Origin of the sequence: Pseudomonas sp. JAI120 (assembly GCF_014207255.1) — a bacterium.
Taxonomy (GTDB): Bacteria; Pseudomonadota; Gammaproteobacteria; order Pseudomonadales; family Pseudomonadaceae; genus Aquipseudomonas.
This window is the reverse complement of sequence record NZ_JACHCZ010000004.1, coordinates 289703-303169: the sequence shown is the minus strand read 5'-3', so window position 1 is coordinate 303169 and position 13467 is coordinate 289703. Positions and strand designations below refer to the sequence as shown.

At 62.0% G+C, this 13467-nt stretch carries 11 protein-coding genes; 6 read left to right on the top strand and 5 right to left on the bottom strand.

Annotated features, from left to right (window positions below; genetic code table 11):
* Nucleotides 1–3 precede the first annotated feature (3 nt).
* The 4 genes from hslV to HDC32_RS22315 form a co-directional block, all read right to left on the bottom strand.
* Nucleotides 4–534, bottom strand: a complete 531-nt coding sequence (gene hslV, locus HDC32_RS22330; RefSeq protein ID WP_010563201.1) for an ATP-dependent protease subunit HslV — start codon at nucleotides 532–534, stop codon at nucleotides 4–6.
* Nucleotides 535–791: 257 nt separating this feature from the next.
* The gene (locus tag HDC32_RS22325; RefSeq protein WP_027605014.1) at nucleotides 792–1493 is read right to left on the bottom strand and encodes an SPOR domain-containing protein; all 702 of its coding nucleotides are present in this window, start codon (nucleotides 1491–1493) and stop codon (nucleotides 792–794) included.
* 1 nt (nucleotide 1494) lies between these two features.
* Nucleotides 1495–3231, bottom strand: a complete 1737-nt coding sequence (argS, locus tag HDC32_RS22320) for an arginine--tRNA ligase (RefSeq protein ID WP_027605013.1) — start codon at nucleotides 3229–3231, stop codon at nucleotides 1495–1497.
* A gap of 110 nt (nucleotides 3232–3341) precedes the next feature.
* Complete coding sequence (locus tag HDC32_RS22315) at nucleotides 3342–5561, bottom strand: primosomal protein N' (protein ID WP_184745468.1); 2220 nt, start codon at nucleotides 5559–5561, stop codon at nucleotides 3342–3344.
* A 228-nt stretch (nucleotides 5562–5789) separates the two neighbouring features.
* Here HDC32_RS22315 and rpmE point away from each other — a divergent pair, with 228 nt between their 5' ends.
* From rpmE to HDC32_RS22300, 3 genes are all read left to right on the top strand, one after another.
* The gene (gene rpmE / locus HDC32_RS22310) at nucleotides 5790–6023 is read left to right on the top strand and encodes a 50S ribosomal protein L31 (RefSeq protein WP_005784030.1); all 234 of its coding nucleotides are present in this window, start codon (nucleotides 5790–5792) and stop codon (nucleotides 6021–6023) included.
* Between the two features lie 14 nt (nucleotides 6024–6037).
* A complete protein-coding gene (locus HDC32_RS22305; protein WP_145335917.1) occupies nucleotides 6038–6844 on the top strand; it encodes a thermonuclease family protein in 807 nt (268 codons plus the stop codon).
* 180 nt (nucleotides 6845–7024) lie between these two features.
* Nucleotides 7025–8293, top strand: coding sequence for a malic enzyme-like NAD(P)-binding protein (locus HDC32_RS22300; protein ID WP_027605010.1), 1269 nt, complete (start codon nucleotides 7025–7027; stop codon nucleotides 8291–8293).
* Nucleotides 8294–8502: 209 nt separating this feature from the next.
* Here HDC32_RS22300 and HDC32_RS22295 read toward each other — a convergent pair whose 3' ends face one another.
* Nucleotides 8503–10962 carry a penicillin-binding protein 1A gene (locus HDC32_RS22295; RefSeq protein WP_405046502.1) on the bottom strand — a complete coding sequence of 820 codons (2460 nt, stop codon included), beginning with the start codon at nucleotides 10960–10962 and terminating at the stop codon, nucleotides 8503–8505.
* 221 nt (nucleotides 10963–11183) lie between these two features.
* Here HDC32_RS22295 and pilM point away from each other — a divergent pair, with 221 nt between their 5' ends.
* From pilM to HDC32_RS22280, 3 genes are read left to right on the top strand one after another with little or no spacing between them, the layout of a single operon-like run.
* Complete coding sequence (gene pilM, locus HDC32_RS22290; protein WP_131697042.1) at nucleotides 11184–11840, top strand: type IV pilus biogenesis protein PilM; 657 nt, start codon at nucleotides 11184–11186, stop codon at nucleotides 11838–11840.
* Nucleotides 11837–12388 carry a PilN domain-containing protein gene (locus HDC32_RS22285; protein ID WP_131696862.1) on the top strand — a complete coding sequence of 184 codons (552 nt, stop codon included), beginning with the start codon at nucleotides 11837–11839 and terminating at the stop codon, nucleotides 12386–12388. The genes pilM and HDC32_RS22285 overlap by 4 nt, the downstream gene beginning before the upstream one ends.
* A complete protein-coding gene (locus HDC32_RS22280; RefSeq protein WP_184745466.1) occupies nucleotides 12385–13356 on the top strand; it encodes a pilus assembly protein PilP in 972 nt (323 codons plus the stop codon). Before HDC32_RS22285 ends, HDC32_RS22280 begins: the two co-directional genes overlap by 4 nt.
* Nucleotides 13357–13467 lie beyond the last annotated feature (111 nt).

The window sequence follows — 13467 nt, the reverse complement described above, 5'->3', positions numbered from 1 at the left end:
GGCTTACTCGGCGAGGTCCTGCTCCTCAATGGTGAAGTTGTGGTTGGTGAACACGCAGATGTCGCCGGCGATGCCCAGGGCAGTCTCGACGATTTCGCGGGCCGACAGGTCGGTCTTCTTCAACAGTGCGCTGGCTGCGGCTTGTGCATAACCACCGCCGGAGCCCATGGCGATCAGGCCATGTTCAGGCTCAACCACATCGCCGTTACCGGTGATGATCAGGGACGCATCTTTGTTGGCGACGGCCAGCATGGCTTCCAGGCGGCTGAGGGAGCGGTCGGTGCGCCATTCTTTGGCGAGTTCGACAGCGGCGCGTACGAGGTGGCCCTGGTGTTTTTCCAGCTGGCCTTCGAAACGCTCGAAGAGGGTGAATGCGTCGGCGGTGGCACCGGCAAACCCGGCGAGGACCTGGCCGTGGTACAGGCGACGCACTTTTTTCGCGTTGCCTTTCATCACGGTATTGCCCAGGGAAACCTGGCCGTCGCCGCCCATGACGACTTTGCCGTGGCGACGTACTGAAACGATGGTGGTCAAGGGGAGAGTCTCCACGCAGCGGGGCGAAAATGCCCTGATGGAAACTCATATGGGGGTGGCGGGGGGGATTTCAACCATAGGGGTTTATGGCGGACGAGTGGTGTTTATCGGTCTGACGCACATTTCAGAGCGCTGCAGAACCAAATGTGGGAGGGGCTTGCCCCCGATAGCGGAGTGGCAGTCAATGAACCTGGTGACTGATACACCGCCATCGGGGGCAAGCCCCCTCCCGCATTTTGATCGAAGTTGAGCCCGAATCAGCGGCTCTGGCGCTGTTGTAACAACAGGTTGCTAAACCCGGCCCCGGCCAATTGTTTCTGCGCCACGGTCAGCTGTTCGCGGTTGCTGAACGGCCCCACCAGTACGCGATACCAGGTCGCGTCCTTCACCGTGCCGGACTCCACCGTCACCGTCTGGCCCAGCAGAATGATTTGCGCACGCACGCGATCCGCGTCCGCCTGTTTCGGGAAGGAGCCCGCTTGCAGGAAGAACTTGGTCACAGGGGCGGCTTTGGTCTCCGCAACCGGTGGTGCTGGCGGCGGAGTAATCCCGGCCAGTGCTGCCTGGGCCCGCGCGGTGTCGATTTTCGCTGCTTCTGCCGGGGTTACCGGGGTGGTCGGCACTTGCGGCGTCGGCAGGGTTTTCTCCGGCACGGCGTCAGGTGGCACGATCACTTCCGATTCCGGCAGCAGCGTATAGAAGTCGTACTTCGGCTTTACGGGTGCCGTTGGGCTCGGCGCAGTCTTGTTGGCTTCAGCCATTTTCGTGGCCTTCTGCTGTTCCTGCTTGACGCGTTTGACGTCATCGCCCTGGCCTGGGTCCAGCTTCATCAGGAACACGATAAACGCGCCAACCGTGAGGCCGATGGCCATCCACAACCAGCCTGGAATAGGTTTCTTCGCCGGGGCCTGGTAGCGGCTGGCGCCGCGCTTGGGTGCAGGTTTTTTCTTGGCAGCCAACTTACATACGCTCCAGAGTTTCCAGGCCCAACAGTTCCAGGCCTTGCTTGAGGGTCCGTCCAGCCAGTGCGGCGAGGCGCAGGCGACTTTGCTTCTGGGCTTCGTCGTCGGCGGTGAGGATTGGGCAGTTCTCGTAGAAGCTGGAGAACAACCCGGCGACTTCGTACAGGTAGGTGCAGAGGATATGCGGCGTGCCTTTTTCGCCGACGCTGTTCAGCACTTCGCCGAATTGCGCCAGCTTGGCGGCCAGTTCCTGTTCATGGGGCGCGTCCAGCACGATCCGGCCTTCGACTTCGCTGAAGTCCTTGCCCAGCTTGCGGAACACACCGGCCACGCGGGTGTAGGCGTACAGCAGGTACGGCGCGGTGTTGCCCTCGAAGTTGAGCATCAGTTCGAAGTTGAAGCTGTAGTCGCTGGTGCGGTGCTTGGACAGGTCGGCGTATTTCACCGCGCCAATCCCCACCACGCGGGCGATATTGCGCAAGTCGGCCTCGGCCAGCTCCGGGTTCTTTTCCTTCACCAGGTTGTAGGCACGGTCCTGGGCTTCGTTGAGCAGGTCGATCAGCTTCACGGTGCCGCCGTCGCGGGTCTTGAACGGGCGGCCGTCGGCGCCGTTCATGGTGCCGAAGCCCATGTGCTCCATGTGCATCGGGTGCGTGACGAAACCGGCGCGACGTGCCACTTCGAACACCTGCTGGAAGTGCAGGGCCTGGCGTTGGTCGACGAAATACAGCGCGCGGTCGGCCTTGAGCACGCCGCTGCGGTAGCGCACGGCCGCCAGGTCGGTGGTGGCATAGAGGTAGCCGCCATCGGCCTTGACGATGATCACCGGCAGCGGCTCGCCGTCGGCGGTCTTGAATTCTTCGAGGAACACGCACTGCGCGCCGTTGCTCTCGACCAGCAGGCCCTTGGCCTTGAGGTCGTTGACCACGTTGATCAGGTCGTCGTTGTAGGCGCTTTCGCCCATTACGTCGGCCATGGTCAGCTTGACGTTGAGCAACTCGTAGATTTCCTGGCAGTGGGACAGCGAGATCTCGCGGAAGCGGCCCCACAGTTCCAGGCATTCCTTGTCGCCGGCCTGCAGCTTGACCACCAGGCCGCGCGCGCGATCGGCGAACTCTTCGGATTCGTCGAAACGCTTCTTGGCGGCGCGGTAGAAGTTCTCCAGGTCCGACAGCTCGTTGCTGGTGATCGGGTTTTCCTGCAGATAGGCCATCAGCATGCCGAACTGGGTGCCCCAGTCGCCCACATGGTTCTGGCGGATCACGGTGTCGCCGAGGAATTCCAGCACCCGTGCCACACCGTCGCCGATGATGGTCGAGCGCAGGTGGCCGACGTGCATCTCTTTGGCCAGGTTGGGCGCCGACAGGTCAATGGCCACGCGCTGAGCCGGGCCGGCCTTGCGCACGCCGATCCTGGCGTCGGCCAGGGCTGCATCCAGGCGTGACGCCAGGGCCTGGGTGTTCTGGAAGAAGTTGATAAAGCCAGGGCCGGCGATTTCGGCCTTGGTAACACTCTCGTCGGCGGGCAGCGCGGCGATGATTTTCTCCGCCAGGTCGCGCGGCTTCATGCCGGCCGGCTTGGACAGCATCATCGCAATGTTGCTGGCGAAGTCGCCGTGGGTCTTGTCGCGGGTGTTTTCCACCTGGATCGCCGGCGTCAGGCCTTCAGGCAACACACCTTCGTTGACGAGTTGGGTGAGGGCTTGTTGGATCAGCTGGCGAATGGTGTCTTTCATGGTGTTCTCTTTCGACCGCAAGCGGCGGCGCGCGATGCGCAGGTGGAAAAGCTGGGCATTATCCGTGGCGAGGGCGGGCTTGCCAACCTTCGCAGGACCTGTGGCCAGGCTTAATACAAATCTACCGGGTCTACATCCAACGACCATCGCACCTGGCGGCCACTCGGCATTTGCTCCAGCGCAAGCAACCAGCTACTTAATAGCCGATGCAGCGGTGCACGGGATGTCGCTTGCAACAGTAGCTGAGCACGATAACGCCCGGCGCGACGTTCCATGGGCGCTGGCACCGGGCCAAGCAGCTCGATGCCGCTCAGCCCCAGCTCGCCGAGCAAGCGTTCGGCGGCGCTGCAGGCTTCATCCAGAAAGCCCTCGGCCTGCCCCGGTTTATGGGCTTCGGCGCGCAGCAGCGCCAAGTGTGCAAAGGGCGGCAGGCCGGCGGAGCGGCGCTCGCTCAGCGCCTGTTCGGCGAAGGCAAAGTAGCCTTGTTCTGTCAGTTGAATCAGCAGCGGATGGTCGGCCAGGTGGGTCTGGATAATCACCTTGCCCGGCTCTTCGGCACGCCCGGCGCGGCCTGCGACCTGCACGATCAACTGCGCCATGCGTTCGCTTGCGCGGAAGTCGCCGGAGAACAAGCCGCCGTCGGCATCCAGGATCGACACCAGGGTCACCCGTGGGAAGTGGTGCCCTTTGGCGAGCATCTGCGTACCCACCAGGATGCACGGCTGGCCCTTCTGGATGGTGGCAAACAGCTGGTTCATCGCGTCCTTGCGCGACGTGCTGTCGCGGTCGACCCGCAGCACCGGGTAGTCCGGGAACAGAATGCCCAGGCGCTCCTCGGCGCGCTCGGTGCCTGCGCCCACCGGGCGCAGGTCGACCTTGCCGCACTGCGGGCAGTGGCGCGGTACACGCTCCACATGGCCGCAATGGTGGCAACGCAGCTCGCCATGGCGCTGGTGCACGGTCATGCGCGCATCGCAGCGTTCGCACTCGGACATCCAGCCGCAGTCATGGCACAGCAGCGTCGGTGCAAAGCCTCGGCGGTTGAGAAATACCAAGACCTGCTGGCCGGCCGCCAGGGTCTGGCCGATAGCTTGTTGCATCGGCCCGGAAATGCCGCTGTCCAGAGGCCGGCTTTTTACGTCCAGGCGCAGGAAGCGGGGTTGCTTGGCGCCGCCTGCCCGCTCGTTCAAGCGTAGGAGCCCGTAACGACCGGTGTAGGCGTTGTGCAGGCTTTCCAGGGAGGGTGTGGCCGAGCCCAGCACAATCGGGATGTCTTCCTGACGCGCGCGCACCAGTGCCAGGTCGCGGGCGTGGTAGCGCAGGCCTTCCTGTTGTTTATAGGAGCCGTCGTGCTCCTCGTCGATGATGATCAGCCCGGGATTTTTCATCGGCGTGAACAACGCCGAGCGGGTGCCGATAATAATGTCGGCTTCGCCATCCCGCGCCGCCAGCCACGACTCCAGGCGCTCACGGTCATTGATCGCCGAGTGCACCAGGGCGATGCGCGCATTGAAACGCTGTTCGAAGCGCGCCAGGGTCTGCGGGCCCAGGTTGATCTCGGGGATCAGCACCAGTGCCTGTTTGCCGGCCTGCAGGGTTTCGCGGATCAGCTGCAAATAGACTTCGGTCTTGCCGCTGCCGGTGACGCCGGCCAGCAGGAACGCATGGAAGCTGCCTGCACCTGCGTGAATCGCTTCATAGGCGGCGCGTTGTTCAGGGTTCAGCGGCAGTTCGGGCTGGGCCAGCCAGTGTTCGTGACGCGGGTCGGGGGCGTGCTTGCGGATTTCCACCTGCACCAAACCCTTGGCCAGCAACAGGTCGAGGCTGTCCTTGCTCAGCATCAGCTTGCTCAATAGCTGATGGGCGACGCCATGGGGATGCTGGGCCAGGGTCGCCAGGGCTTCCCGCTGGCGCGGGGCGCGGGCGATGCGCGGGTCGTCAAGGCGTGCGCCGGGCACCGTCGACCAGAAGCGTTCCTGACGCGCTTCGGCCAGTTCGCCCTGGCGCAACAGCACCGGCAATGCCCAGCTCAACGTGTCACCGAGGCTGTGCTGGTAATACTGGGCGGTCCACAGGCACAGCTTGAACAGTGCGGACGGCAGCGGTGGCGTGGCGTCGAGCATGGCGATGGCCGGCTTGAGCTTCTCGGCCGGCACTTCGCTGTGGTCGGCGACTTCCACCAGAATGCCGATCATCTCCCGGCGGCCAAACGGCACGCGCACGCGCATGCCTGGCTGCAACTGCGCCCGCAGCACACCGGCCGGAGCCCGGTAGTCGAACAGGCGGCGCAGGGGCGAGGGGAGGGCTAGGCGCAAAATGGCGTCGGGCACGCGGGGAGTCTCATATAAAGGCAGGCGGTGGCGCAGGGGCGGGAGCCTAGCAGACAGCGGGAGGCTTGGGGTAGCCGCCAGTTTTCTGATGAAAGGTGCTTTTATGTTGACACGCGACGGGTGTCGCCGCTTGCGCGTTTAAAAAGGTCTGGTAGAATCCGCGGCCTAATTACGTGCGGTATTCGACAATAGTGTCGAGTGGCGGCACGCTAGCCCGAGGAAGTCACCATGAAAGCCGATATCCATCCAGCGTACGAAACCATCGAAGTGACCTGCAGCTGCGGCAACAAGTTCGAAACTCGCTCGAACCTGTGCAAGCCACTGGGTACTGACGTATGCAACGAGTGCCACCCGTTCTACACCGGTAAGCAGAAAACTCTGGACACCGGCGGCCGTGTACAGCGCTTCGCAGATCGCTTTGGTGCTTTCGGCAAGAAGCCTGCTGCTACTCCAGCAGAGTAAGGCTCAAAAGCCTTATGGGCTTTTGCCAGCTGTTGAAAAAGGCGTCCCTTGTGGGCGCCTTTTTTGTGCCTGCGATTTGGTTGTCGGCGGCCCAGGCTCAGGTGTTTTGCCCGGCGCCAGCGGCCCTGGCCCGCGTGGAAGTGCAGCGGGTGGTGGATGGCGACACGGTGCGCCTCAAGGATGGCCGCAGTGTGCGGATGATCGGTATCAATGCCCCGGAAACCGGCAGGAAGGGGCGCGCCGACGAGCCTTTTGCGGTCGCGGCTCGTCAGCGTCTGCAGGCGTTGGTGCAGGCCAGCGGTGGTCGTGTCGGCGTGGTGCTGGGGCGTGAGGGCAAGGATCATTACGGCCGCACCCTGGCCCATCTCTATGGTGCCGACGGCAAGAACCTGGAGGCGCAACTGTTGGCCGAGGGCCTGGGATTCCAGGTGGGCGTGGCCCCCAATGTCGATCTCGTCGCCTGTCAGCAGGCGGCTGAGAACAGCGCCCGCAACGCGCGGCTGGGGCTGTGGCGCCAATCGCCGGTGCAATCCGCGGCGCACCTCAAGCGCTCCGGGTTTGCCGTGGTCAGCGGCCGGGTCAGTCAGGTAAAGCGCAATCGTGGTGGTATCTGGATTGAATTGCAGGGCTCACTGGTATTACGCATCGCCCCTGCTCTGGTCAGCCAATTCGATGCTGCCACGCTCAATGGTCTGCAAGGGCGCACTATCGAGGCGCGTGGGTGGGTGCAGGATCGCTCGCGACGTGGGGGCCTCAAAAATGGCCAGGCCCGCTGGCTCCTGCCGTTGACCGATCCGGGCATGTTCAAAACCTCGCCTTGAGAAAAATTGTAGACATTTTTTAATGCGATTGTGAACAGTTAAGCCCTTGTATACCGTGGCTCTTGGCCGAAAGTCTTACTGCAGGGCCCTTGACACCTGTGACTGCCCAGTCTTGTAGGGGCTTTACGACACGAGTATCCTCGGCGGTCCGTCGACCAACAGTAAAAGCGGAATGCCGATATGTCTGATTTGAAAACTGCCGCTCTCGAATATCATGCCCATCCTCGTCCAGGAAAGCTGAGTGTAGAGCTCACCAAAGCCACTGCCACCGCCCGCGACCTGTCGCTGGCCTACAGCCCTGGCGTGGCCGAGCCCGTACGTGAAATCGCCCGCGACCCTGAACTGGCGTACAAGTACACCGGCAAGGGCAACCTGGTTGCAGTGATTTCCGATGGCACCGCGATTCTGGGCCTGGGTAACCTCGGCCCACTGGCCTCCAAGCCAGTCATGGAAGGTAAAGGCGTGCTGTTCAAGCGCTTCGCCGGCATCGACGTTTTCGACATCGAAGTCGATTCCGAGAGCCCGCAGGCTTTCATCGACACCGTCAAGCGCATCTCCATCACCTTCGGTGGCATCAACCTGGAAGACATCAAGGCACCTGAGTGCTTCGAGATCGAAAAGGCCTTGATCGAGCAGTGCGACATTCCGGTATTCCACGATGACCAGCACGGCACCGCGATCGTCACCGCTGCCGGCATGATCAACGCCCTGGAAATCGCTGGCAAAACCCTGGCTGACGCCAAGATCGTCTGCCTGGGCGCCGGCGCTGCAGCCATCTCCTGCATGAAGCTGATCGTCAGCATGGGCGCCAAGCTGGAAAACATCTACATGGTCGACAGCAAGGGCGTGATCCAGTCCGAGCGTACCGACCTGAACCAATACAAGGCGATGTTTGCCCACCCGTCCTCCAAGCGTACCCTGGCTGACGCCCTGAACGGTGCCGACGTGTTCGTTGGCCTGTCCGGCCCGAACCTGCTGAGCGCTGAAGGCCTGAAGTCCATGGCGGCCAACCCGATCGTGTTCGCCTGCTCCAACCCTGATCCGGAAATCGCCCCGGAACTGGCCCACGCCACCCGTGACGACGTGATCATGGCCACCGGTCGTTCGGACTACCCGAACCAGGTCAACAACGTACTGGGCTTCCCGTTCATCTTCCGTGGCGCCCTGGACGTTCGCGCCAAGCGCATCAACGAAGAGATGAAAGTGGCTGCCGCCAACGCCCTGCGTGAACTGGCCAAGCTGCCGGTGCCTCAGGACGTGTGCGACGCCTACGGTGGCGCCAAGCTGGAATTCGGTCGTGAGTACATCATTCCGAAACCAATGGATAAGCGCCTGATCACCTTGATCTCCGATGCCGTGGCCAAAGCCGCGATCGAGACCGGTGTGGCCACACTGCCGTATCCGAAAAACTACCCGCTGCAAAGCGTGGATGATGTGTTCAACGGCTAAGCCGTTGTAGCGCACCAACAAAAAGCCCCGGCTCTCGCGAGTCGGGGCTTTTTGTTGGGGGGCGATTAACTTGTGTCTTGTGGAGATCAAATGTGGGAGGGGGCTTGCCCCCGATGGCGGTGTGTCAGTCACTCGATGAGTTGGCTGGTCCAGTGCTATCGGGGCAAGCGCCCTCCCATATTGGGTTCTGCGTAGGCTTAAGGTCCAGGTTAGAACAGATCGATCGGCGCCGCCTCATCCGCCGGCAACGGGCTACCCGGTACGACGCCGTTGCCCAGTTCATTGACCGAGGGCGGCGTGTCTTCGCTCTTGAACAGTTCAAAGTACGCATTCGGCGTGCTCGGCGAAGCCGCACGGCCACTGACCGGGTCGATCCGCAGGCTGAGGATGCCTTCCGGCTCCGGTTGGGTGTGCAGCGGCTTGTCCTTCAGGGCGGCGCCCATGTAGCTCATCCAGATCGGCAGCGCGACGGTGCCACCGAACTCGCGGCGGCCAAGGCTTTCCGGCTGGTCGTAGCCGGTCCACACGGTGGTCACGTAGTCGGCGTTATAGCCGGAGAACCAGGCGTCCTTGGATTCGTTGGTGGTACCGGTCTTGCCCGCGATGTCCGCGCGGCCCAAGGCCAGGGCACGCCGGCCGGTCCCCTTCTTGATGACGTCTTCGAGGATGCTGTTGAGGATATAGGTGGTACGCCCATCCACAATGCGCTCGGCCACGGCAGGTGCTTGCGGTTCAGGTGCAGCAGCATTGGCGGCTGGCGCGGTACCTGGGGTCGGCTCGATGGTGATACCGCCATTGCTTGGCGCGGCCAGGCCGTCCGTTGCGGCTACGCCGTTGACCACGTCACCCGGCACTCGCGGTGGGTTGGCGGTGAACAGGGTGTCGCCGTTGCGGCTTTCAATCTTGTCGATCAGGTACGGTGCGATCTTGTAGCCGCCGTTGGCGAAAGTACTCCAGCCGGTGGCGATTTCCATCGGTGTGAGGGTCGCGGTGCCCAGGGCCAGGGACAGGTTCGGCGGCAGGTCCGACTTGTTGAAGCCAAAGCGCGTGATGTAGTCGATGGTCTTGCCTACACCCATCGCCTGAAGCAAGCGGATCGACACGAGGTTACGCGACTTGTACAGCGCCTCACGGATACGGATAGGGCCGAGGAAGGTGTTGGTGTCGTTCTTCGGACGCCATACTTTGTCCAGGTACTCGTCGACAAACACGATGGGCGCATCGTTGACCAGGCTGGCGGCGGTGTAGCCGTTATCCAGGGCGGCGCTGTAGATGAACGGCTTGAAGCTCGAGCCCGGCTGGCGCTTGGCCTGGGTGGCCCGGTTGTAGTTGCTCTGTTCGAAGGCGAAGCCACCCACCAGAGCGCGGATTGCACCGTTCTGCGGGTCCAGCGATACCAGTGCGCCCTGGGCCAGCGGCACCTGGCTGAACTTAAGGCTGTCGTCCTTCTGGCGTTGCACGCGGATCAGGTCACCCACTTGCGCGACATCCGACGGCTGCTTGGGCATCGGGCCCATGCTGTTGGTGTTCAGGAACGGGCGCGCCCATTTCATGCTGTCCCAGGCCACATGGGCTTCGCCGGTGCGAGTCAGCACCTGCACGCCATCTTTCGTCACCTGAGTGACGATGGCCGGTTCCAGGCCGCTGATCGCACGTTGTTTGCCCAGCTCGGCCGTCCAGGCGCTCAGGGTCTTGCCCGGCAGGCGCGACTCAGGGCCTCGGTAGCCGTGGCGTTGGTCGTAGGTGATCAGGCCGGAATGCACTGAGTCATTGGCGATGTCCTGCAAATCGCTCGGAACCGTCGTGGTCACGCGGAAGCCTTCGGTGTAGGCCTCGCTGCCATAACGGCCGACCATCTCGGCACGCGCCATTTCAGCGATATACGGGGCATTCACTTCCGGTGTCTGCACGTGGTAGCTGGCGTTCAACGGCTCGGCCACCGCACTTTCATAGGCGGCCTGGTCGATCTTGCCCAGCTTGTACATGCGCCCCAGGATCCAGTCGCGGCGTTCTTTGCTGCGCGCCGGGTTGGCCAGGGGGTTGAAACGCGAAGGGGCCTTGGGCAGGCCGGCAATCATGGCCATCTGCGCCAGGCTGGCGTCACGAATCGACTTGCCGTAGTACACCTGGGAAGCGGCTTCGATGCCGTAGGCGCGGTTGCCCAGGTAGATCTTGTTGACGTACAGCTCAAGGATCTCGTCCTTGGTCAACTGACGCTCGATCTGCAATGCCAGCAGGATCTCAGTGGCCTTGCGCGAAAAACTGCGTTCGCTGGTAAGGAAGAAATTCTTCGCCACCTGCATGGTGATGGTGCTGCCACCGGATTGAATGTGGCCGCTTTTTACCAATTGCGTGGCGGCGCGCACCAGGCTGCTGGGGTCGACGCCATAGTGGTTGGCAAAATTATCGTCTTCGGCCGACAGCAACGCGCTGATGAAATTAGGTGGAATGTCGGCAAAACGGATCGGTGTGCGGCGCATTTCGCCGAACTCCGCGATCAGTTTTTCATCGCTGCTGTAGACCCGCAAAGGAATCTGCAACTGGATACTTCTGAGAGCCTCTACGGACGGTAAACCCGGACTAAGGTAGAGGTAGGCCCCGCTGAGTACGAGCAGCAGCCCGCAGACGATCGCGACAATGGAGTACCCGAAAAACTTCAGCAGACGGATCAAGGCTTTTGGATTTCCAGAGAAAAGAATGGGTTACGCGTCGGGGCATGCATGGCAAACGATGGATCGACCCGAGCTGCAGATAAAAAGCGGGGAAAAACGCTGGGCATTAAAGCATTTTTCGCCTTGGGGCGTCATTCGCGCCGACTCAACAAGTCGACCGAATGCAGGGCGTTCAGCTGCAATCAGGCGTTAAGACAGGGAAAGCTTTGGGGAGTTTTATGGGAAAGGGATTTTTCAGGCGAAAAGTCGACACCGTCCTTGGCGTCGACATCAATGAGGCAGGGATCAGGCTGGTAGAGCTGAGCTGTTCAGCCAACCGTTACACCGTGCAGGGCTACGCCACACAGGCGCTGCCGGCCCAGGCGGTAGCCGACGGCGTCTGGCTGGACCTGGAAGGCATAGGCCATGCGCTGTACATGGCACTGTCCCGGCTGCGGACGTCAACCAGGCAGGCGGCAGTCGCCGTTTCCGGTCCATCGGTCATTACACAGGTAATTGAAATGCAGGCGGGGCTTGGCGACGACGAAATGGCCTGGAGGGTGCAGATGGAGGCAGATCAATATATTCCCTACCCGCTGGACGAGGTGGCGCTGGACTTTCAGGTTCAGGGGCCGTCGACACAGGATCCCGCGCGGGTCGAGGTGTTGCTGGCGGCGTGTCCCAAGGAACACGTCGAGGTCCGTGAAGCCGTTTTGGCCTTGGCGGGGCTGGTGCCCAGGGTGGTGGATGTCGAAGGGTTTGCATTGGCGCGCGCTTGCCGTCAGGATTTCTCCAGCTTTACGCCGGGCCATCGAGTCGATGGTGCACAGTGGATCGTGGACGCCCCTGGGATGGGAGTCGCTTGCGGGTTGGCCCTGAGGAGTTTCGCTGGATGACACGAATCAATCTTTTGCCTTGGCGCCAGGCGCTGGCTGAACGGCGGCGTAAATATTTCCTGATGCTGCTGGTGGCGTTTGCCTGCGTGGCGCTCGGGACGGTGTGGCTGGCAGATCAGGTGATCGACCAGGCGATCGACCGGCAGGTGACGCGAAACGATCATGTGCGTAAGGACGTCGGCGTCCTGGACTCGCGTATCAAGACCATTGACGACCTCCAGGTGCAAAGCCAGCAATTGGAGGAGCGTATGAAAGTCGTGCAAGACCTGCACGATAATCGCTCGGCCGGTGCACAACTGCTGGATCAGTTGGCCCGTGCGGTGCCTGACGGTGTGCATTTGCATGAGGTCGTGGCGAAAGGCGATACGGTGAGTATCAGCGGCAGTGCTGAATCCAGCCAGGATATTGCCCAGTTGATGCGTCGCCTGGAGGCATCCGAGGGTGCCCACGCCACTCGCCTGCAACACGTACGAACCGACGGCACTCGCGGCAATAATGAATTCCAGTTGATGGTGCGCCAGGGCGAATCGTCCGAGGCCCAGCCATGAGCCGGCCCTGGCTCGAATTTTCCGCGCTGACTCACACTGCTGCCAAATGGCCCTTACCCGGCAAGATCTTACTGGGCTGCGCGTTGGCCGGCGTGGTGCTGCTGGTGGGCGACCTCGTGTACCTCAGCCCGTCGCGGGAGCGCTTGCGTGAGGTCCAGGTGCAGGAAGTGAGCTTGCAGCAGCAACTCGCGGAAAAAGCCGTCTTGGCTGTCAATCTTGAAGGGCGGGCTCGCCAGGTCCAGCTTATGCAGGAGAAGGTCAGCGGGCTTTTGCAGCAAATGCCGGAAGAGTCCGAAATGCCCGGCTTTCTTGAAGACATCGCCAGGATGGCGCTGGCCAACGGTTTGTTGATTGAGAGCGTCACTCCGTTGGATAAGCTGTCTCGGCCGTTCTATCACGAACAGCCCGTTCGCATCGGCGCCACCGGTACCTATCACGACCTGGCGACGTTTGTGAGTGCCCTGGGTAGCCTTTCGCGAATCGCCACGGCGCACGATATTGCCATGCGACGTGACGGCAAACTGCTGCACCTTGATCTGCTGGCCAAGACTTATTGGCATGAGCGACAAGGCATCAAGCGGGACACGGCTGTCATGCAAGGGCAATCCTTTGTATACGGCGCCTCCGGTATTCGTGATCCGTTCCAACCCATTGCCCTGCAAGTCGACCGCGCGCCAGGGCGGACGGCCGCTGCGCCGGACCTCGCTCGACCGCGCGAAGCCTTGGAAGGCCTCCCAGTGGATCAGTTCGAGATGGTCGGCACGTTGTCCCGTGGGGCGCAGACCTTCGCCTTGCTGCGCCAAGCCTCAACCGTGCATCGCCTGGCAGTCGGCGACTATGTGGGGCCGGATCATGGTCGAGTCACAGCGATTCATGAGGGCCATATCGAACTGGTCGAGTTATTTCCCGATGAACAGGGCGCATGGCTGGAGCGCCCTCGAACCCTCGTGCTAAACGTCAACTCATAACGGAACCAAACAATGAAAAGGACTTTCTCGTCCTTCGGTGTGGCGCTATGGATAGCGTTCACGGCACCGATGGCTGCAGCTGTGCCCAACCGCGTGGACCTGATCCAGTTA